The sequence below is a fragment of the Anaerospora hongkongensis genome, assembly GCF_004339805.1.
Classification (GTDB): Bacteria; Bacillota; Negativicutes; order Sporomusales; family DSM-15969; genus Anaerospora; species Anaerospora hongkongensis.
In genome coordinates this window covers 40,397-60,587 of sequence record NZ_SLUI01000019.1, presented here as the reverse complement: position 1 = coordinate 60,587, position 20,191 = coordinate 40,397, and the positions used below count along the sequence as shown (strand labels likewise).

The 20,191-nt window shown below is 49.2% G+C and carries 20 protein-coding genes; 16 read left to right on the top strand and 4 right to left on the bottom strand.

Features of this window, described 5'->3' with window-relative positions:
* Positions 1 to 85: 85 nt before the first annotated feature.
* Genes rfbD through rfbB form a run of 4 tightly spaced genes read right to left on the bottom strand, consistent with a single transcriptional unit; the run spans position 86 to position 3,504 of the window.
* Positions 86 to 922 (bottom strand): dTDP-4-dehydrorhamnose reductase, encoded by an 837-nt coding sequence (gene rfbD, locus EV210_RS20545; protein WP_132083236.1) that lies wholly within the window; start codon positions 920 to 922, stop codon positions 86 to 88.
* Position 923: 1 nt separating this feature from the next.
* Positions 924 to 1,484, bottom strand: coding sequence for a dTDP-4-dehydrorhamnose 3,5-epimerase (rfbC, locus tag EV210_RS20540; RefSeq protein WP_132083235.1), 561 nt, complete (start codon positions 1,482 to 1,484; stop codon positions 924 to 926).
* A 59-nt stretch (positions 1,485 to 1,543) separates the two neighbouring features.
* Complete coding sequence (rfbA, locus tag EV210_RS20535; protein ID WP_132083234.1) at positions 1,544 to 2,422, bottom strand: glucose-1-phosphate thymidylyltransferase RfbA; 879 nt, start codon at positions 2,420 to 2,422, stop codon at positions 1,544 to 1,546.
* A gap of 17 nt (positions 2,423 to 2,439) precedes the next feature.
* The gene (gene rfbB / locus EV210_RS20530) at positions 2,440 to 3,504 is read right to left on the bottom strand and encodes a dTDP-glucose 4,6-dehydratase (RefSeq protein ID WP_132083233.1); all 1,065 of its coding nucleotides are present in this window, start codon (positions 3,502 to 3,504) and stop codon (positions 2,440 to 2,442) included.
* Positions 3,505 to 3,726: 222 nt separating this feature from the next.
* Between rfbB and EV210_RS20525 the strand changes: the two genes are divergently transcribed.
* The 16 genes from EV210_RS20525 (at position 3,727) to EV210_RS20450 (ending at position 20,170) form a co-directional block, all read left to right on the top strand.
* Positions 3,727 to 4,488: a YwmB family TATA-box binding protein gene (locus EV210_RS20525; RefSeq protein ID WP_132083232.1), complete on the top strand. Its 762-nt coding sequence runs from the start codon at positions 3,727 to 3,729 to the stop codon at positions 4,486 to 4,488.
* A gap of 62 nt (positions 4,489 to 4,550) precedes the next feature.
* Entirely contained in the window at positions 4,551 to 5,804 is a 1,254-nt protein-coding gene (gene murA / locus EV210_RS20520; RefSeq protein WP_132083231.1) for a UDP-N-acetylglucosamine 1-carboxyvinyltransferase, read from the top strand.
* Positions 5,805 to 5,968: 164 nt separating this feature from the next.
* Positions 5,969 to 6,970: a stage II sporulation protein D gene (gene spoIID, locus EV210_RS20515; protein ID WP_132083230.1), complete on the top strand. Its 1,002-nt coding sequence runs from the start codon at positions 5,969 to 5,971 to the stop codon at positions 6,968 to 6,970.
* A gap of 71 nt (positions 6,971 to 7,041) precedes the next feature.
* Entirely contained in the window at positions 7,042 to 7,872 is an 831-nt protein-coding gene (locus tag EV210_RS20510) for a M23 family metallopeptidase (RefSeq protein ID WP_165898984.1), read from the top strand.
* 202 nt (positions 7,873 to 8,074) lie between these two features.
* On the top strand, positions 8,075 to 8,341 hold the full coding sequence (spoIIID, locus tag EV210_RS20505) for a sporulation transcriptional regulator SpoIIID (protein ID WP_132083228.1): 267 nt from the start codon (positions 8,075 to 8,077) through the stop codon (positions 8,339 to 8,341).
* 158 nt (positions 8,342 to 8,499) lie between these two features.
* The gene (mreB, locus tag EV210_RS20500; RefSeq protein WP_132083227.1) at positions 8,500 to 9,528 is read left to right on the top strand and encodes a rod shape-determining protein; all 1,029 of its coding nucleotides are present in this window, start codon (positions 8,500 to 8,502) and stop codon (positions 9,526 to 9,528) included.
* Positions 9,529 to 9,560: 32 nt separating this feature from the next.
* Positions 9,561 to 10,307, top strand: a complete 747-nt coding sequence (gene flgF / locus EV210_RS20495) for a flagellar basal-body rod protein FlgF (protein ID WP_132083226.1) — start codon at positions 9,561 to 9,563, stop codon at positions 10,305 to 10,307.
* A 612-nt stretch (positions 10,308 to 10,919) separates the two neighbouring features.
* Positions 10,920 to 11,702, top strand: a complete 783-nt coding sequence (flgG, locus tag EV210_RS20490; RefSeq protein ID WP_132083225.1) for a flagellar basal-body rod protein FlgG — start codon at positions 10,920 to 10,922, stop codon at positions 11,700 to 11,702.
* 12 nt (positions 11,703 to 11,714) lie between these two features.
* Positions 11,715 to 12,686: a flagellar basal body P-ring formation chaperone FlgA gene (gene flgA, locus EV210_RS20485; protein ID WP_132083224.1), complete on the top strand. Its 972-nt coding sequence runs from the start codon at positions 11,715 to 11,717 to the stop codon at positions 12,684 to 12,686.
* Between the two features lie 11 nt (positions 12,687 to 12,697).
* On the top strand, positions 12,698 to 13,297 hold the full coding sequence (locus EV210_RS20480) for a flagellar basal body L-ring protein FlgH (RefSeq protein ID WP_132083223.1): 600 nt from the start codon (positions 12,698 to 12,700) through the stop codon (positions 13,295 to 13,297).
* A 39-nt stretch (positions 13,298 to 13,336) separates the two neighbouring features.
* Positions 13,337 to 14,452 (top strand): flagellar basal body P-ring protein FlgI, encoded by a 1,116-nt coding sequence (locus tag EV210_RS20475; RefSeq protein WP_132083222.1) that lies wholly within the window; start codon positions 13,337 to 13,339, stop codon positions 14,450 to 14,452.
* 34 nt (positions 14,453 to 14,486) lie between these two features.
* The gene (locus EV210_RS20470) at positions 14,487 to 14,846 is read left to right on the top strand and encodes a rod-binding protein (protein ID WP_132083221.1); all 360 of its coding nucleotides are present in this window, start codon (positions 14,487 to 14,489) and stop codon (positions 14,844 to 14,846) included.
* Between the two features lie 306 nt (positions 14,847 to 15,152).
* Positions 15,153 to 16,586: a phosphodiester glycosidase family protein gene (locus tag EV210_RS20465; protein WP_132083220.1), complete on the top strand. Its 1,434-nt coding sequence runs from the start codon at positions 15,153 to 15,155 to the stop codon at positions 16,584 to 16,586.
* A gap of 42 nt (positions 16,587 to 16,628) precedes the next feature.
* Positions 16,629 to 16,937: a biotin/lipoyl-containing protein gene (locus EV210_RS20460; protein WP_132083219.1), complete on the top strand. Its 309-nt coding sequence runs from the start codon at positions 16,629 to 16,631 to the stop codon at positions 16,935 to 16,937.
* Positions 16,938 to 16,951: 14 nt separating this feature from the next.
* Positions 16,952 to 18,712, top strand: a complete 1,761-nt coding sequence (locus tag EV210_RS20455; RefSeq protein WP_243650654.1) for a SpoIVB peptidase S55 domain-containing protein — start codon at positions 16,952 to 16,954, stop codon at positions 18,710 to 18,712.
* 687 nt (positions 18,713 to 19,399) lie between these two features.
* Positions 19,400 to 20,170 (top strand): MlaE family ABC transporter permease, encoded by a 771-nt coding sequence (locus tag EV210_RS20450; protein ID WP_132083217.1) that lies wholly within the window; start codon positions 19,400 to 19,402, stop codon positions 20,168 to 20,170.
* The last annotated feature ends 21 nt before the right edge of the window (positions 20,171 to 20,191 follow it).

The window sequence follows — 20,191 nt, the reverse complement described above, 5'->3', positions numbered from 1 at the left end:
ATGACAAAAGTAAAAAGGCGGTTTTTAGGGGTGTCGCATTTGCTCTTTTTTCAAAAGAGTTTTGCTACACCCCTTTATCATTACCTTATTTGTCTAAACCGCTTATATAGTCTGCCAGCGCATTTTGCCAATTGCGCATTGGATCACCAATTGTCATGCGCAGCATGTAGTTATCCAGGACTGAATAGGCAGGCCGCTTGGCAGGCCGGGGAAATTCATCAGTAGTCACAGGCAGTACTTTGACCTGCTTACCGGCTTGACGAAAGATTTCACAGGCAAAGTCGTACCAGGAGCATTGACCCTGGCATGTGCCGTGATAGGTTCCATAAGCATCGGTAGCTAGTAGAGCGTATATTGCTCGTGCCAGGTCAACGGTGGAAGTGGGGGTGCCAATCTGATCATTTACTACTTTCAGCGTACTGTTTTTCGCAGCCAGATTGAGCATCGTGCGGGCAAAGTTACTGCCCTCGCCGTACAGCCAGGCAGTACGGATAATATAGTGACGCCCCAGCAGCTGTCTGACAATCTCCTCCCCATGCCGCTTAGTAATGCCATATACATTTTGCGGATTGACCGAATCAAATTCCCGGTAAGGCTGCCGGGTTTGACCATCAAAAACGTAATCGGTACTGATATATACCAGTCTGGCAGCCGTTTCCAAACAGCCTGCAGCCAAATTCTGCGTGCCCACCGCATTAATGCGGAATGCTCCGTCATAATCTGCTTCTGCGCCGTCAACATTGGTATAGGCGGCACAATGTATAACAGCGTCTGGTCTTACTGTTTTCATAAATGCCGTAACGGCTGAGTAATCGGTAACATCCAGTGTATCGTAATCCGTTAAAATAAGCTCGTGCTTGGCTCCCTGCCTGGCAATTTCCTTTCCCAGCTGGCCGTTAGCACCGGTAACCGCTACTTTCATGCTATCGCTCCTTAAAAATGGGCAGTTTATCTGCAGCCACAGCTTTCAGCCTGGTATATACGCAGTCCTTGGCTGACAGAACCACGTCCTCAAGCGGCCAGGCAATGCCAATATCAGGATCATTCCAGATAATTCCTCCCTCAGCCTGAGGCGTATATAAATCGGTACACTTGTAACTGAAATAAGCAAACTCGCTAGTGACGCAAAAACCATGGGCAAAACCGGGGGGCACCCATAATTGACGGTGATTGGTTTCTGAGAGAAACACACCGGCCCAGTGGCCAAAGCGGGGGGAACCAATCCGAATATCCACAGCGACATCAAAAACCTCTCCCTGCAGTACGGAAACCAGCTTTCCCTGTGAATGAGGATGTTGATAATGCAAGCCCCGCAGCACTCCCCGTGATGAAAAAGAGACATTATCCTGGACAAAATTTTCGGTGATGCCGATTGCTTCATAGCGGTTCTGCTGCCAGGTTTCAAAAAAATATCCCCGGCTATCACCAAATACCTGTGGTTCGATAAGCAAAACTTCCGGCAGGTTTGTTTCGATAACAATCACGCTTTACCCCCCTTGTTTAGCAGTAAAAGTCTAGGACACCTGAGGAGCTTTGCTGTGACTTAAGTTTCCTGGAGTAGATTAAGCAAGTATTGACCATAGCTGTTTTTCTTCATTTTACTGCCTATTTCCAGCAGATCATTTTTGGAAATATACCCCCTGTGGTAAGCGATTTCCTCGGGGCAGGCCACCATTAAGCCCTGTCGTTCCTGAAGGGTTGCAATATAGTTGGAAGCCTGGAGAAGAGAATCGTATGTTCCCGTATCCAGCCAGGCGTAACCGCGACCCAGGGTCTTTACCCGCAGCGTTTGCTGCTCCAGATATAACCGGTTTAAATCAGTAATCTCCAGTTCGCCTCTGGCAGAAGGGCGAATTGTCTTCGCCAAGTCAACCACCTGGTGGTCGTAAAAATACAGACCGGTAACCGCATAATGAGAAGTGGGCCGCTCGGGCTTTTCTTCCAGGCTGACCGCCTGACCGGCGGAATCAAACTCTACTACACCATACCGTTCAGGATCTTTTACCCAATAGGCAAAAACAGTTGCCCCTAAGGTATCCTGTGCTGCTGTTTGCAGCTTTTCACTAAACCCGTAGCCGTAAAAAATATTATCACCTAACACTAACGCACAGCCCTCACCGGCAATAAAGTGCTCACCAATTAAAAAGGCCTGGGCCAGCCCATCCGGATTCGGCTGAGCTGCATAAGACAAGCTCAGGCCCCATTGGCTGCCGGTCCCTAACAGCTGCTGAAAACACGCTTGTTCCCGGGGCGTTGTAATGACCAGTATATCCTGGATGCCGGCCAGCATTAGCGTTGTCAGCGGATAATAAATCATCGGCTTATCAAAAACCGGCAGCAATTGTTTGCTGACAGCCTGAGTAATCGGGAACAGCCGGGTACCCGATCCGCCTGCCAGAATGATTCCTTTTCTTATCGCCATTTCTTTTCTCCGCAATTTCAGTTTTTTAGCATGGTCAGCCTTGCCTGCTGATAGCTGCCATCTTCAATCTGCCTGCACCAATCCTGATTGGCTAAATACCAGTCCACTGTTTTGACAATACCTGTTTCAAATGTTTCTGCAGGTACCCAACCCAGCTCTTTTTGTATTTTGGAAGCATCAATTGCATAGCGCAGGTCATGGCCGGGACGATCTTTTACAAACACGATCTGCTCGCAATAGGCTTTACCGTCCGCTCGGGGGCTCTTGTTATCTAAAATACCGCACAGCGTATGGACAATCTCTAAATTGGTTTTCTCATTATGACCGCCGATATTGTACTTTTCGCCCGCTCTTCCTTTTTCCAGCACCGTTAAGATGGCTCTACAATGGTCTTCTACATATAACCAGTCCCGCACATTCTGCCCCGTACCGTATACGGGGAGGGGGGCACCTTTCAAAGCATTGCGCAGCATTAAGGGGATTAGCTTTTCGGGAAACTGGTATGGTCCGTAGTTATTCGAGCAGTTTGTCAGTAATACCGGTAATCCGTAGGTGTGGTGGTAGGCTCTCACGAGATGATCGGAAGAGGCTTTAGAGGCCGAATAGGGAGAGTTTGGTGCATAGGAGGTTTCTTCCGTAAAGTAACCGGCTGGGCCTAAGGAGCCGTAGACCTCATCTGTTGACACATGAAGGAACCGGAATTCGCTTTTTTCCTTTTCCGGTCTATCCGCCAGGTAATGGCGGACGGCTTCCAGCAGGGTAAAGGTGCCGGTAATGTTGGTGCGGATGAACTCTGCCGGAGCATCAATGGAGCGGTCCACGTGAGACTCTGCAGCAAAGTGGACAACTGCGGCGGGCTGATAGCCGGTAAGCAATGTTAAAAGTAGCTCTGTGTTGCATATATCGCCGTGGACAAATGTGCACCGGGAATTCGTTGCCACGCAGGCAAGAGAAGTCAGATTACCGGCATAGGTAAGCTTATCTAAAATGACAATTTGCAGATCCACGCGCTGTTTTAACAGGAAACGGACAAAATTACTGCCAATAAATCCGGCTCCGCCGGTAACAATTATCGTTCGCACTTTACCTCCTTAAAAGACAATATAGTTTTAAAAAACGACACTTTCTATCATGGCTCTACACTATTACCATTTTATTTTCCATCTAATACGTTAGAACCGTTTTCACAAAAAAAGCTGCCCCAATACATTTTGAGGCAGTATCTTTCTATTGCTTTTCGCATAACTGATCCGAAAACTGGCAACAATGAGATTGTATATATTTTGTAAGTTGAGGGTGAGGAAATGCGTACTACTAAATATGCTTTATTTTTTCTGCCGCTGATTATGATGGCGGTATTACTGGCCGGAAGAAGCTACAGCCCAGCCGTTACTACAATGACAATAGAGCCGCTGATGGCTGCGATGGAGGCAACCGGGGCCAAAACAGCACAGATTACGCTGCACGGCTGGGCTATTCTGCCGTGGACAGACGGAACAGATGAACAAATGATGGCACTGGTTCAGGCAGGAATGAGTCAGTTGAACATTTCTCCCGAAGAAGTTACCTTCAGCAGCAGTTCTTCAGACCGTCATAAGCTGCTCAGGGCCGATGTTAAGCGAGAGCAGTTTCGTGGAGCTGTAATTGCCCAAATTTTATATCCATCTCAGCACAATAAGCAGCCTGAAGTGTATCTGGTCGTTAATATTGAAGCGGCTGCTGAACAGATTCATCAGGGCTGGGAGGAAAAAATAAGGACTTTTATTACTGCGAATAACGGTTCTCCGCGTATATCCACTTGCCTGGTAGGCTGGATTGATGGTAGACTAGAGGATGGACAATACCATATCCGGCTTAATAATGCTTTTTCCGCGATTCATGCTTCTGTGCAAGATACGGTCAGCGATTCTCATTATCTCAGCATGAGCGGTTATTCGCCGCTGTTGGCAGAAAAGCTTGAGATCAATGGGAAAGAAATGAATGTGAACATGGCGGTACGCTACAGTCTAACAGACAATCGCACTTATATTCTAATTGGCTCGCCGGTTATTACGCAGGAATACTGATACTAGTAAGCTAAGTTTAGGCTGTTAAGGGAATTGCAGCTATTCTTTGGGAGGAACCGTCTTTGGAAAAATTAATTATTACTGGGGGAAAAAAGCTGACAGGTACTGTAAAAGTCAGCGGTGCAAAAAATGCCGTGCTGCCGATTATTGCAGCGTCGCTCCTGGGAACGACGCCGAGCAGGCTGCTGGAGGCTCCTAATCTGGAGGATGTACGCACCATTTCGGAAGTAATTGAGCATTTAGGCGTATCGGTATCGCATGATGAAGATGCCCTGGTGATTGATAGCACCAATATAACCAGCTGCGAAGCGCCGTATGAGCTGGTCCGTAAAATGAGAGCCTCTTTTCTGGTGATGGGACCGCTTCTGGCACGGCGGGGAAGAGCTAAAATCTCCCTGCCTGGCGGATGTGCGATTGGCACCAGGCCGATTGACCTGCATTTAAAGGGGTTTGAAGCTCTAGGCGCCGAAATTGAACTGGGGCATGGCTATGTAGAGGCCCGGGCTCCTCATGGGCTCACGGGAGCAAGAATTTACCTCGATTTCCCCAGTGTCGGAGCGACCGAGAATATTCTGATGGCCGCTTCCATGGCAAAGGGACAGACCATCTTGGAAAACCCTGCCGAGGAGCCGGAGATTGTCGATTTGGCGAACTTCCTTAATGCAATGGGTGCCCGGATTCGCGGTGCCGGAACGAATGTGATCCGCATTGAGGGCACGGATGAATTACGCGGCTGTACGCATACTGTTATTCCGGACCGTATTGAAGCCGGAACTTATATGGTGGCGGCGGCAATGACCGACGGCGATGTTTATATTGAAAACGCACTGACCGAGCACTTAAAACCGGTAGTAGCCAAGCTGAAGGAAGCCGGTGTCAAAATTGAAGAAGATGTCGATGGTGTCCGGGTGACCGGTACGGGGGTCTTACGTTCTGTAGACATTAAAACATTGCCCTATCCTGGTTTTCCTACCGATATGCAGGCCCAATTTATGGCTTTAACCACCGTTGCACGGGGGACCAGTGTGGTAACCGAGACGGTATTTGAAAATCGTTTCATGCATGTGGACGAGCTAAAACGAATGGGCGCCAATATTAAAATTGAGGGCCGCAGTGCTGTTGTCGAAGGCTCATGCCGTCTGCTGGGATGTCCGGTGAAAGCCACCGATTTAAGAGCAGGAGCTGCCTTAGTACTTGCCGGACTTGTTGCCGATGGCCAAACCGAAGTGGGCTACCTCCACCATATTGATCGCGGTTATGATAATCTTGTTGCCAAACTGCAAGGGCTGGGAGCAAATATTATCCGGGTTAAGTAAACAGAAATTATTATAATGTAAGCGAACAGGAACACAGTGTTGTTCCTGTTTTTATTTTGTGCCAAGGAGGACGGTTTCGTGAACACAGGAGATGTCCAATTTTAATGGTATAAGACAAGCTGTTGCCTGCATACACATGTACCAATTATAAAGGAGGGGCAGGCGTGAGGCAGGTAACGGTACTTTCCATAATGCTTGTAATACTGGTTGTTATTGTCATTCCCACAGTGGTGGTGCGCAGCCTGGGACCTTCAGGAACCGGGAAAGAGATGCGCAATGGAACGGCATATAAAGGAGAAGACATACCAATAAAGGTTTATATGCATGAAACAAAACAAATATTTGAAATGAGTTTGGAAGATTACGTAAAAGGGGTGCTTGCTGCCGAGATGCCTGCCGAGTTTGACTTGGAAGCGTTAAAAGCGCAGGCGGTTGCAGCACGGACGTACGCAGTAAAAAATATGGTCTTTTTTGGTGGACCTGGTTTGGCGAGTCATCCGGGAGCCGACGTGAGTACTGATCATCGCGAAAGTCAGGCCTGGATCAGTGAAGCACAGGCCAAACAGCGTTGGGGACCCTTTAAAGCAGACGACTATTGGAAGAAGATCAGTCAAGCTGTTGAAGGTACAAGCGGGCTGATACTGACATTCGGTGGCGAACCGATTAATGCGGTTTTCCATTCTACCAGTGGTGGCCAGACAGCCAGCGCCAGTGAAGTATGGGGCTTTGATTACCCTTATTTACAAAGTGTGGCGTGTCAATGGGATCAAAAATCACCCCGGTATCAGGAGACAAAAGAATTGGCACTGAGTGAACTGGAGGGCCGGCTGGGGGCTGATGCCGGTGTGATGGCTGCTGTTCAGAACGGCAGCAACCCCATAGCACAAATCATTGACCATACTGCATCCGGCCGTGTTGCCAAAGTGCGTGTTGGCAATAAAACGTTCACCGGGGCAGAGCTGCGGGAAAAGCTGGAATTGCGGTCTACTGACTTTTCTATTGATGTAAAGGGCGAGAAAATGATCTTTAAAACGACAGGCTATGGACACGGAGTAGGCTTATGCCAATACGGAGCTAACGGAATGGCTAAGGAAGGCCGTGATTTCCGGCAGATATTAACTTATTACTATACAGGGGTAGCGCTTAAGAATGTTCATGGCACGTAAGAAAGAGCCGGAACGTCACTCATTGTTTAAATATGGTAATTTTTGGGCATGCTAGGTGTGAGGTGATGTTTATGCCTGGCAGACCAGGGCCCTTTGATAATCTGACCCGTTTTCCCAAGCTTACTACAATGCGAACCTTTTTCCGGCGTAAGTCTTTCGGACCTGCAGGCTTAAAACCGGGACTGGTAAACTTCCTTTATCAGTTCGGCCACCGGCTGCATGAAGTCAAAAGAATCAGAAAGCCCGTTTATGCAGCTGCAGGATTATTGCTATTATCGGCAGGACTTACATTTCTTGTCGTTTCTTCGCTCAGCCAGAATATCAGACCATTACCGCCACTTGCTGAAAAAAATCAGCCTGCCGAGCAGCTGATGAAAATGGAACAAACTCCGGCATCAACTCCGCTTATTCCGTCGGTACCGGCACAGTTACCGGTGCCGGCGGCGAAAGAGGCCGCACCTCTGGCTGCAGGAGGACAAGCAGTTGAACAATCGATACCGTCAGCAGCAGTCAGTAACCAGGAGCAGCATCGCCAGCCGCTGACAGGGACATTGGCAGCTGATTTTGGCTGGCAGCATCATGCCGTTTATCAGGACTGGCGTTTTCATACGGGTATTGATATTGCCGGTACACCGGGTCAGCCCGTGCGGTCAGCTGCCGGAGGCCGGGTCGTAGATGTTTTAACCGATAATCAGTTAGGCTTGATGCTGGTTATAGAAAGCAGCGGCTATACGCTTTATTACGGCTCGCTCTCGTCGGCTGCTGTGAAGGCGGGGCAGACCGTCCATAGCGGTGATGTGATCGGTGTTGTAGGCGAATGTACCGGTGAGCCTTTCACACATCTCCACTTTGCTGTAAAAAAGCAAGGTGAATATATTCACCCGCAAGAATTTTTAAAATAATAAAAAATTACCGGAAAATGCGTACAGCTTGTACGCATTTTTTATTTCCTGTTTTCCTCCCCAAGCCGCGTAAATAGCCGGGTAAAAGCAGATTGCTCCAGCTTGGGTTTTAATCAGTTATGCTTAAAAAGGCACGCATCTTTTGTTTTTGTCCGCATATACATGGTAGCAAGACAAAAAGGGCGAGGGGGAACGGGGAAGAATGAAAGACTATATCCGCAAGCGGGTATTGGACATTTGCAACCATATCCTGGAAAGCAAACATACCGTCAGACAGGCAGCTACCGTATTCGGTGTCAGCAAAAGTACCGTACACAAAGATATGATTGAACGACTTCCCACCATTAACAAAAGACTGGCACAAAGGGTGCGCCACGTATTGGAATTAAACAAGGCGGAAAGGCATATTCGCGGTGGTGAAGCTACTCGCAAAAAGTACAAAGATACAAAAGAAAATGAAGAAGAATAAAGGACTTTTTCCAAGCATGTAGAATTTACAATTAGTTATAATTGGCTCTATAGCCTTCTTTATGCTGCTTTGAAAACGATGGCTTTCTTGCATCATATAGGGCTGTTTTTTCTGAAGGCTAATAGGACAAGCCAATGTGTTTTGAAAGGGGATTCAACATGTTTGGTTCGATGGATATCGGTGTCGACTTAGGAACCGCGAATGTTTTAGTATACATAAAAGGAAAGGGAATTGTCCTGCGGGAACCTTCCGTTGTTGCTATTGACCGGGATAGTAATCGCATTCTGGCTATTGGTGAAGAAGCGCGCCGCATGTTAGGGCGGACTCCCGGCAACATTATTGCCATTCGTCCTTTACGGGAGGGTGTCATTGCAGACTATGATACCACCGAGAGTATGCTGCGTCATTTCATTCAAAAAGTAGCAGGGAAGAATTTCTTTTTTAAACCCCGCATTATGATTTGTATTCCTTCAGGCGTGACTACTGTTGAAAAAAGAGCGGTACTGGAAGCGGCCATGCAGGCAGGGGCGAGAAAAACGTTCCTGATTGAGGAACCTCTGGCAGCTGCCTTGGGCGCAGGCTTGGTTATTTCCGAGGCCTGTGGTTCTATGGTGGTGGATATCGGCGGAGGGACGACTGATGTAGCTGTGTTAAGCCTGGGCGGCATTGTTGTCAGCGAATCACTGCGTATCGGCGGCGATAAATTCGATGAAGCACTTGTCCGGTATGTTAAAAAAGAACATAATGTTTTGATTGGTGAACGGACGGCGGAAGAAATTAAAATAACCGTAGGCACTGCCTTTCCTACCGGACGCAATGAAACCATGGAAATCCGCGGACGGGATCTGGTGTCAGGCCTTCCCAAAACAGTGCGCATAACTTCCGCGGAAACCCGCGAAGCGCTGGCTGAACCGATTTCACTCATTGTAGACTGTGTGAAAGCAGTATTGGAAAAAACACCGCCGGAACTCGCGGCGGATATCGTTGACCGGGGGATAGTCATGACAGGCGGCGGATCGCTGATCCATGGTCTGGACCGGTTAATCAATCAGGAAACAGGCATTCCCACTTATTTGGCTGAAGATCCGCTGTCCTGCGTTGCTCTTGGCACAGGCAAAGCTCTTGACGCCATGGAAATGCTGCAGGATTCACTGACTACCCTGAAAAAAGGCACAATCGCCGGCTAAGTTTTGCAAAATTCGCTGAAGAGGGGTTACATATGATCAGAGGTATCTATACGGCGGCATCTGGAATGCTGGCCGAATCAATCCGTACCGATACGATTGCCAACAACCTGGCTAATGTAAACACAGCGGGCTATAAAAAAGACGTGGCTGTTACTAAAGATTTTGCCAGCATGCTGATTTACCGGATCAATGATGGCCCTGATGCACCGTCAATCGGTTCGCTGGGAGTAGGTGCCATGGTTGATGAGATTGCCACTATCCATTCAACAGGCATGATGCGCACGACAGGCAATGCGCTTGATCTGGCGATTGACGGCAGCGGGTACTTTGCCGTAGAGACTCCGGCCGGTGTGCGGTATACCAAAAACGGAACCTTTACGAAAAATGCGCAAGGACGGATTGTTACCCAGGAAGGTTATCCGGTCATGGGAACAGCCGGTCCGATCACCGTCGGTAATGGGACGGGCAATCTTACTGTTTCGCCGGATGGCCGGGTAATGCTCGACGGAGTCGAAGCCGGTCAGCTGAGTATCGTGGAATTTGCCAATGAGAAACAGCTGCTAAAAGAAGGCGACAGCCTGTATAATGCCAATGGTGCTCAGGCGGCACCGTCTGCCAGCCGGGTTGAACAGGGGATGCTGGAACAATCCAATGTCAATGTGGTTGCCGAAATGGTCAACCTCATTACCGGATACCGGGCGTATGAGGTAAATGCCAAAACAGTACAGGCACATGATCAGTTGTTGGATAAGGCTGTGAACGAAGTAGGCCGCACTTAGAAGAGGCGGCCGCCGATAAGGAACCATCTGCGTTGTTGCCGGGGGCTCCGCGATCCTCACCGTACGCTCATGTACGCCTCCGGTCGCGAAGCCCCCGGCGCCTAGCATCTGGAACCTTCTCGGCGGCCTGAGCTTATCGGCATGAGGACGAAGAGGGGACGGGCTTATCGCCGTAGGTAGTGATAAACTCCCCTGCGGGGTGCACAGGTAGCGCCCGTTAGGAGAGACAAGGCGTGCTGGCTCATTTGTCATTGCGAGGAGCGCAGCGATGTGGCTTACCGCCGTAGGTGATGAATAGCTCCCCTGCGGGGGTGCACAGCTAAGTTAGGCTAATGGGAACCAGCTTCTGTCATTGCGAGGAGCGCAGCGACGTGGCAATCTCATCTTTAGCTTCCTGGCATTTTGGTGTGATAAGCTCCCCTGACGGGGTGCGCATTAGGAATGGCTTAACTATACATAATAACCGGGACTATGATCCTGTTTTTCATTTTTTACTTAACTTTTGCAGCTGTTCTTACGATAATAGTAGTGTAGAGGGCTGGACTTTTATAGAAGCCCGGGGACTGCTGACCGACAGAGGCAGACCCAGATAAAGAGGGGGAAACAAACTGTATGATGCGTGCATTATGGACTGCTGGCACTGGAATGGTTGCTCAGCAAGGCAATATCGACAATATTTCCAATAACCTGGCAAACGTGAATACGACCGGTTTTAAAAAGACCCGCCTTGATTTTCAGGACTTAATGTATCAAACAATCCGCCAGGCCGGCGCTGCATCCGGTCAGGATACGCAAATTCCCACAGGACTGCAAATGGGCCATGGTGTTCGCCAGGTAGCCACTCAGAAAATCTATACGCAGGGTAACTTTCAGGCAACAGGCAATTCGCTTGATGTGGCGATCGAAGGAGATGGCTTCTTCCAAATCACAATGCCTGACGGCACAATTGCGTATACCCGTGACGGTGCGTTTAAAAAAGATTCCCAGGGCCGTATGTGTACTTCCGATGGCTTTTTGCTGGAACCACAGATTACCATTCCTCAGGAGGCTACTGATTTTACGGTCTCTTCTGAAGGCCGGGTAACAGCTACTACTACCGCAGGACAGCAGGATTTAGGGGAAATTACGCTGGCCCGGTTTATTAATCCCTCAGGTTTGGAAAGCATTGGGCGCAACCTGCTGAAAGAAACGGAAGCTTCAGGCGTTCCCATGGTGACGAATCCGGGGGCTGACGGTGCAGGAACGCTCGCGCAAAAGTACCTGGAAATGTCTAATGTTCAGGTAGTCGATGAAATGGTCAACATGATCGTTGCCCAGCGGGCTTATGAAACGAACTCCAAAGCAATTACGACAGCCGATGAAATGCTTGGACAGGCTGCCAATCTGAAACGATAGACAGGTGACTGTATGAAAAAGCTGTGGCTGGCGTTTCTTTTTACTTTGTGTTTCGCCGTCCCTGCTTTTGCCGGTCCCCTTACAATTGCCGTACAGGACAAAGCTGCAGTCAAAGGCCCGTATATTACTTTGGGCGAGATTGCAGCGATAACCGGTGAAGGGGCGGACCGTATCGAGCAATTAGCCGGATTACGGCTTGGCTATGCTCCGTCTCCCGGCAGCAGTACTGTATTAACCAGGGAACTATTGGGGACGCGTCTGGCGGCAACAGGTGCCGATTTTAGCGATGTTGTCTGGCAAACATCACCAAGTGTTACGATAGTGACTGAGTCACAGGTTGTCAGCGGCCAGCATCTCACTGATGCTGCTACGCAGGCAGTGTACAGCAAACTGACGGGCATTGCCGGCGAACTAACGGTTACGCCGGCGGCAGTACCGGCTGATGTGCTTGTGCCGCTGGGGACGTTACAGGTTGCTGCCGAGATACCGGCAGGGGTCCGCTTTACAGGATTTACGACCGCCTATATAACCATCTCTGTCGATGGCCAGCGGTATACCTCCATACCGGTACGGCTTACCGTGAAGCTGTATCAGCAAGTAGTTGTTGCTGCCCGCGCGATAAGCGGGCGGGAAGTTCTCACCGCCGACGATATACGGCTGGAGAGAGCGGACACCGGACGGCTGGCTGCAGGGTACATAACGGACAGTAATGAGGCTATTGGCTTACAGAGCCGGCGCCTCATTATGCAGGGAACGGTCATAACCGGACAACTGCTGGAAAAGCCGGTCTTGATCGCCCGGGGAACTACTGTTACTGTTGTTGCCCGCGTGGGCGATATTGAAGTGACGGCCAGCGGTCAGGCGCTGCAGGATGGCGTTAAAGATCAGCTTATCCGGGTACAAAATACAAACTCTCGTCGTATCATCACCGCCAGGGTAATTGACAATGCTACTGTGCTGGTGGGGACATATAGTGGAAAGTGAAGGTGACCCTCATGCAAAACCTGATAACCAGGCTGGGGTGTCTCGTGTTGGGTTTAGGACTGGTACTGTTAATTACCGCTAATCCTGTGGCAGCCCAGTCGCTATGGAGTGATACCGCTTCTGCTTCCAGTTTGTTTATGGATCATAAAGCCCGTGCGGTTGGCGATGTTGTTACCATTATTATTAATGAAACCTCCAGCGCTTCCCGCAGCGGCAATGCGAGCAATACGAAATCCTCCAACACTGAGATGAACGCCGGTGTGGGGATCTTTAAATTTATTGGCGAAGCCAGTGCCGGTCAGTCCGACAGCTTCAAAGCCAATGGCTCGCTTTCCAATACGAATAGGGTAAGTGCGAAAATAACTACGACAGTAACGGAAATCAGGCCCAACGGCAATATGGTAATTACCGGAACGCAAAATATCAATCAAAACGGTGAAGAACAGAAAATTACCGTTACCGGTGTTATCCGCCCGGAAGATCTGACTGCAGACAATACCATTCTTTCCAGCTATGTGGCAGATGCCCAAATCCGGATTGATGGCAAAGGTCCAATTGCCGGTAAACAGCGGCAAGGGGTTTTGACGCAGATTTTCAATTTCCTGTTTTAAAACGGCTACTGATTACTCCAAAGTTAGAGCGGAGGATATATGAAAAAGAGTTTAACTTTCCTGCTTGCCTGCACGCTGTTCCTTAGTATGTCGGTAACTGCTTTTGCCGGTCCGATTGCGGCTACGTCGCGCATTAAAGATGTTGCCAAGGTACAGGGTGTGCGCAATAACCAACTGATAGGCTACGGTCTGGTAGTTGGCCTTGCAGGCAGCGGCGATACGAATAAAATGGTATTTACCAATCAGGCGCTTTCCAATATGCTGAAGGCATTTGGGATGACCGTCAACTCGCCCCAAATGCAATTGAAAAACGTTGCTGCGGTAATGGTTACTGCTCAGCTGCCGCCATTTGTCAAACCAGGCGATACAATTGATATTACCGTCTCCTCAATGGGGGATGCTAAAAGCCTGCAAGGCGGAACGCTGCTGCAGACACCGCTGCAAGCGGCTAATGGCGCGGTATATGCCGTAGGGCAGGGGCCATTATCGGTAGGCGGATTTTCCCTTGGCTCAGGCGGCAGCAGCCGTCAAAAGAATTTTCCGACTGCCGGCAGTATTCCAGGTGGCGCGATTGTTGAACGGGAGGTACCCACTCAGTTCAGCGACGGCAATACGGTCATGCTGGCGCTTAATCAGCCGGATTTCACAACAGCCAGCCGGATAGCCGATGCGCTCAATTATCGCTTTGGGTCAGGAGCTTACGCCCGTGACCCCGGTACGGTAGTTGTGAATGTGCCGGGAGCTTATACCAATAATGTAGTTGGCTTTGTAGCTTCACTGGAAGAGCTTGCCATCACACCTGACTCGATAGCCAAAATCGTGATTAATGAGCGCACGGGGACGGTAGTTTTGGGTTCGAATGTCACCATTGATGAGGTCGCAGTCGCTCAAGGCAGTCTCACAGTTACCATAACCAGCAGTAAAGAGGTATCGCAGCCGCCACCTTTTTCGTACGGCTCGACCGTGGTCACCGAAAATAAGAATATTACGGTAGACGAGCAGAAAGGCAGCTTAATCGTCCTGCCGGCTTCTTCCCAAGTAGGTGATGTCGTCAACGCATTAAATGCCGTTGGAGCTACCCCCCGTGATATTATTTCCATCTTACAGGCGATGAAGGCCGCCGGTGCCTTGCATGCCGAACTGCAGCTGATCTAAGTCAGCTGCTCATCTCAAAAAACAGGTGATTGATATGCAAATAAATGGATTAGGCAGTGGAGCAACCGCAGTTAATGCCATTGCTGCTAAAGCTGCAAATACTGATTTTGCCGCTAAACTGGAATCAGCGACAAAGCAGCTTCCTGCTGATAAAGATGACCAGAAACTCAGGGCTACCTGCAAAGAAATGGAATCGGTTTTCTTAAACTACATGTTAACGCAAATGCGATCGACTGTGCCGAAGGTTACGCTGATGGGCGATAATTCAAAAACAGATATTTTCCAGTCCATGCTTGACGGAGAATTGAGTAAGAATATGGCTCAGGCGGGGGGGATTGGGATCGCTGACATGATTTACCGCCAATTGTCTCAGAACCAGAACGGCCGCCGATAAGGCACCATCTGCGTTGTTACCGGAGGATTCACGATCCTCACCGTACGCACATGTACGCCTCCGGTCGCGAATCCTCCGGCGCCTAGCAGCTGGAGCCTTCTCGACGGCCTGAGCTCGTCGGCAAGGAGACGAAAGGACCGGGGCCTCTGGCGATTGAATGTATAAAGCTCCCCTGCGGGGTGCACGGCTAGTTACGGTTTACAAATGTGATGCGTTAAGGAGTCTTAATCTGCATTTTAAAAAATGAAAAGCCAGGCACCGAACGAGTGTCTGGCTTTTGTTCATCATTTCCGAGGAGGTTTTCTCATGCGTGCGTTCCGTTGTATCAGTTTTTTCTTGATTGCTTTATTACTTGTACCGTATTTTGCCTTTGCCGCACCTGCACCGCAGGCTGCAGGCGCACCGGCAGTACTCAAAGTCCGTTTTAGCCAGGCTGCTGAACAAACGAGGATTGTGCTGGATATGACCGCCTTTTCTGCTTATAAGGTGAAGGTCGCCGAAAATCCACTTCGGCTGATTATTGATTTGCCTGCAACGGCTAATAAAACCGGACTGCCACAGATTGCTGTCAACAATTCGCTGGTAGGCAACATTCGAATGGTCCAGGGAGATAACGGCAATCTTCAGGCTATTGTTGAATTGAAGCAGGCTGTTCTTCACAAGGTATTTACGCTAACTAATCCGAATCGCTTGGTCATTGATGTCACAAAATTTGTGGAAGAAAAAATTCAAAGTGAAGTTGCACCGGGAGTTTCGTATACCTCCTGGCGGGCATTTCGCTCGGCCGCTCCGGTGAGCGCTCATATTCTGGAGGTTGATCCCCAGGCTGGCTTTACCCTGCAGCCTGTATTATCCAATGGTCAGATTAAAGGCCTGGATTCTGTCAGTGCAATGGCCCGCAGTGCCAAAGCGGTGGCGGCTGTTAATGGCTCCTATTTCAGCCTGTCCGGTGAAATTATTGGCCTAATGAAGGTAAACGGTACGATTGTCAGTACCCCTGAGCTGGCGCGCACCGCGCTCGGCATATTGCCTGATCGTTCGCTGCTGATGGATCAGGTAGCTTATCATGGCTATGTACAGTTACCTGATGGCAGCAAGGTGCCGGTCAATGGCATCAACCGGGAACGGGGCGAAGATGAATTAATAGTATATAATGGATTTTATAGCGACTCGACAGGGACAAACAACTTTGGTGTCGAATACATAATAAATGATAACAGCGTTATGGCTGTAAGTGGAGCGAATACTCCGCTGTCGGCCAATACGGTGGTATTGTCTGCTCATGGCAAGGCGATGAAGGCTCTTGCGGCATTGAAGCCGGGAGATCCTGTCAAAGTTAGCCATGCACTGGGGGAAGAAAGCTGGGACAAAGCGGTACAGGCAATAGGTGCTGGTCCGCGGCTGGTTCAAAACAGCAGTGTCTTTCTTACAACCAAGATTGAAGAGTTTGGTTCCGATGTAGCGGGAGGGCGTGCTCCCCGTACCGCCATAGGGATTACCAAACAAGGACATGTACTTTTGGTAGTCGTTGATGGCCGGCAAACAGGCAGTGTTGGTATGACTCTGCTGGAACTGGCGCTGTTTATGCAGGAGCTGGGCGCTGTTGATGCGATGAACCTCGATGGCGGCGGCTCAAGTGAGATGGTGATTAATGACAAAATTGTCAATATACCTTCTGATGGGCGGGAGCGCAAAGTCGGCAATGCCCTTGCTGTCGTTCCCACTAAGCTTGCTAATTAGGGCAAAAGAGTTATAATAAAGGTATAGCATGGAGGTGATAGTATGCTTCCCAGTAAAAAAAATATTGTACTATTGTCGCTTGTTTTAGTTCTAACTGTTACAGCCTGGGTTATGGCCTCCGGCCGCCTGATTGATCATCGCAGTGTATTGTCGGGACATGTACTGAGTGTTGTTAGTCCGGGAGCAGCTGTGCAGGAGGGAACTGTGCTTGTTGTTGTCGGCACTCTTACGGGGCCAATCCCCGCGGCACGTGCCACAACCGATGGAGTTGTTAAGGAAGTTCTGGTAAAGCCTGGAGATATCATCCGTCAAGGGGATTTGGTTGTTCGAATTGAATCGAGCCAGAAATAGAGAGGATGAGTGGATTGTCGTTTGTACTTAATTGGCGCCGGTTGTTCACAGGGATACTGGCGCTATTGTTTTTATTTCCGGCGGCGGGTGTTTTTGCTGCCGATATTATGCCGGTAGACCAGGTGAAAACGGGTATGCGTGGTATTGCTAAAACAGTAGTAACAGGCAATACCATTGAAGAATTTGGTGTGGAAGTTCTGGGAATTATGAAGGATAAGGGGCCGTCCGGCGATTTGATTCTGGTTCGCGTCTCCGGCGATTTGATTGATAAGACGGGCGGCATTGCGCAAGGCATGAGCGGCAGCCCGGTTTATATTGACGGCAAGCTGGTCGGCGCCGTCGCCTATGGCTGGTCGCTTACCGATCACAAAGTCGGTATGGTAACTCCCATCCAGGATATGATGAAGATATGGGATTTATCCGCGGCTTCCAATGTTCCTTTTGCCCAGCAGGTAGCGGATGAACTGCAGCCGATTGCAACGCCGCTGATGGCAGCAGGCTTTAGTGAACAGGCCATGAATATGCTGAAGGAAAAGCTTAAATCGCTTAATTTTGTGCCCTATGCAGTAGGTGCAGCTTCCGAGGACAGTGCTCCTGAGCCCCTGCAGCCCGGCAGTGCGGTGGGCGTTGAGCTGGTGCGCGGTGATATCAGTCTGGGAGCTTTGGGAACAGTAACCTATGTAGAAGGGGATAAAGTTCTGGCTTTTGGGCATCCGTTCATGAAAAAGGGTAATACAAACCTTTTTATGACCAATGCTAATATTTATACCACCGTTAGTGGTTTGGAAAATTCCTTTAAAGTTGGTACGACTGGACAAATGGTGGGGCTGATTAATCAGGACCGCGGGGCTGGTGTAGCCGGCGTTACCGGCCGTTATCCGGTTATTGTGCCAATGCGGATTATGGTCCATGATAACAGCACAGGCAATAGCCGTGATGCTGCTGTGCAAATTGTGCAGGATGAACAGTTGACACCTGTGCTTGCGGCCAGTACCGTTTTTAGTGTTATTGACAAGACCCTTGACCGGGTAGGTGCAGGGACAGCCCGGGTAAGCTTTGAAATTTCCGGCAATCAGGCACCGGTACAATCGCTAAAACGGGAAAACATGTTTTATACCGCCGGTAATATCGGGGAGCTGGCTATAGCGGAGCTCCATGAGGCGCTTACTACGATTTTAAGCAACCAGTATAATCCGGTTGATATTATTGATGTAAAGGTGAATATCGGAATTGACAGTGAGCGCAAAACTGCTGCGATTACCGAGGCAAGAGCGGCGGTTGCTGCTGCCCGCCCCGGTGATACTGTACCGATTACTGTTACGCTGAAACCCTTCCGGGGTGACCCAATTACGCGAGTGGTCAATTTCGTTGTTCCGAAAAATCAGCCTGCCGGTCCATTAACTCTGGAAGTTCGCGGTGGTGGCATGGTTCCGCTGCTGTATATCTTAAAAGGCCAGGGAATGGATAGCGAATTGATTAAGCTCACGAAGAAACAACAGTCTTTTGCCGAAACGGTTGCAGAATTAACGAACCGGGATCGCAATAATGATCTGGTTGTGGAAACGATGGATATGAACTTTGAAGGTCTTGCTGAAGGCGGCATGATGCCGCAGGCCGGAAAAATAAAGAAACCGTCGGTTGAATTGGAACCCCAGCTTTCGCAGCTTACGAAAAAAGGGAATGACAATAAAAACAAGTATTTTACGACAACCGATTATATCATTGAGAACGATACCCAGATTATGCTGCAAATTGTAACTGATGAAAAGAAATAAACAGTTAGAGAGCCTCTTCTACGGAAGGGGCTCTCTAGTTATAGGTGTAGGTTTTTGTGTGACGAGGAAAAAGCCCGGTTCTGTCCTTTTGTCTTGATACAAAAAGGACCAAAAAATCAAGACCTGTACAGAAATTACCTTGGAAGCAGGCCTCTCTTGCTAAAATTCCGAAACTCGTTGCGCTCAAGCAGTCGGAATTTCCTTACGCAAGAAAGGCCTGCTTCCACCCTGCGGGACGGCAATTTCTGTAAGGGTCAGTGGATACAAAAACAAGGAACGTATGAAACCGATCGTGCAATACCCTGGTTATTACGTTCCTGCCGGCCCTTCTGGAAATTGCCGGTCCGCAGGATGGAAAATTGTTAGCTTACGTTAAGAAATCCGTTTGTTTGAGCGCAGCGAGTTCACGGATTTTAGAAAGCTAACAATTTTCCAAGGCAATTGGAAGATAGGCCTAGCCTTTTTGCTCCTTTTGTGGCGATGACAAAAGGAGAAGCCGTGTATTTTCTTGATTCCGCTAAACAGTATACGAGGCACGGGCTCTTAATTGTCTTTTCCGAGGGGAAAATCCACCAGCTGTGAAAAAAGCCGCTTTAGCAGGGAATTGTCCGTAAAGTATGGAATAAAACCAAGTAAATGAAATATTAATGTATTGCTGCTGTGTGCTGAAGGAATAGGGGGAGCGAAATGGTTGTAACATTGCTGGAACAATTGGGGCATATTGTCCTGGTGCAGCTGGAAAGAATGGGCCGCATAGTCATGCTGTTCATTGAGACGCTTGTACATTTGCGGAGTCTGAACGTCCGGCACTGTCTGCAGCAGATGTCTCACCTGGGAGTAGACTCGCTGCCTATCGTAATGCTGACAATGCTGTTTACCGGTATGGTCATGACGCTGCAAAGCGCTCAGGAATTTATCAAATATGGTGCTCAATCCTCGGTAGGCGGCGTTGTGGCAATTGCCATAGGCCGGGAGCTGGCCCCGGTTCTTACCGGGGTAGTGGTTGCCGGGCGTGTAGGTGCGGCGATTACTGCCGAAATCGGTTCGATGAAAGTAACGGAACAGATTGATGCGCTGCGCGTTATGGCTACCAATCCGGTTGCGTATCTGGTGGTACCACGCCTGGTCGCCTGTGCAGTCATGATGCCGGTATTGGTTGTCTTTGCCGATTTAATCGGTACGATCGGCGGTTATCTGGTGGCCACCCTTTATGCCGGTATCGGATCGTTTACTTATTTACAGTCGATTAAAGTATTTACGGTTATTAATGACATTACAGGCGGTATGGTGAAATCCATGTTTTTTGGTGCGATTATTGCCATTATCGGCTGTTATAAAGGCCTGACAACGGCTGCAGGAGCTGAAGGTGTGGGAAAAGCGACAACCGGCTCGGTTGTAACTTCCATTATTCTGATATTTATCAGCAACTATTTCCTGTCCTTGCTGCTATATCGCTGAAGGAAGCTGCTGAAGAGGTGG

What these genes read in the sequence shown, in the direction of transcription:
- rfbD (WP_132083236.1), bottom strand. Translation starts at nt 922, where the DNA reads ATGAAAGTAGCGGTTACCGGTGCTAACGGCCAGCTGGGAAAGGAAATT.
- rfbA (WP_132083234.1), bottom strand. Translation starts at nt 2,422, where the DNA reads ATGGCGATAAGAAAAGGAATCATTCTGGCAGGCGGATCGGGTACCCGG.
- EV210_RS20525 (WP_132083232.1), top strand. Translation starts at nt 3,727, where the DNA reads ATGCGTACTACTAAATATGCTTTATTTTTTCTGCCGCTGATTATGATG.
- EV210_RS20510 (WP_165898984.1), top strand. Translation starts at nt 7,042, where the DNA reads ATGCCTGGCAGACCAGGGCCCTTTGATAATCTGACCCGTTTTCCCAAG.
- spoIIID (WP_132083228.1), top strand. Translation starts at nt 8,075, where the DNA reads ATGAAAGACTATATCCGCAAGCGGGTATTGGACATTTGCAACCATATC.
- mreB (WP_132083227.1), top strand. Translation starts at nt 8,500, where the DNA reads ATGTTTGGTTCGATGGATATCGGTGTCGACTTAGGAACCGCGAATGTT.
- flgF (WP_132083226.1), top strand. Translation starts at nt 9,561, where the DNA reads ATGATCAGAGGTATCTATACGGCGGCATCTGGAATGCTGGCCGAATCA.
- flgG (WP_132083225.1), top strand. Translation starts at nt 10,920, where the DNA reads ATGATGCGTGCATTATGGACTGCTGGCACTGGAATGGTTGCTCAGCAA.
- flgA (WP_132083224.1), top strand. Translation starts at nt 11,715, where the DNA reads ATGAAAAAGCTGTGGCTGGCGTTTCTTTTTACTTTGTGTTTCGCCGTC.
- EV210_RS20480 (WP_132083223.1), top strand. Translation starts at nt 12,698, where the DNA reads ATGCAAAACCTGATAACCAGGCTGGGGTGTCTCGTGTTGGGTTTAGGA.
- EV210_RS20475 (WP_132083222.1), top strand. Translation starts at nt 13,337, where the DNA reads ATGAAAAAGAGTTTAACTTTCCTGCTTGCCTGCACGCTGTTCCTTAGT.
- EV210_RS20470 (WP_132083221.1), top strand. Translation starts at nt 14,487, where the DNA reads ATGCAAATAAATGGATTAGGCAGTGGAGCAACCGCAGTTAATGCCATT.
- EV210_RS20465 (WP_132083220.1), top strand. Translation starts at nt 15,153, where the DNA reads ATGCGTGCGTTCCGTTGTATCAGTTTTTTCTTGATTGCTTTATTACTT.
- EV210_RS20460 (WP_132083219.1), top strand. Translation starts at nt 16,629, where the DNA reads ATGCTTCCCAGTAAAAAAAATATTGTACTATTGTCGCTTGTTTTAGTT.
- EV210_RS20450 (WP_132083217.1), top strand. Translation starts at nt 19,400, where the DNA reads ATGGTTGTAACATTGCTGGAACAATTGGGGCATATTGTCCTGGTGCAG.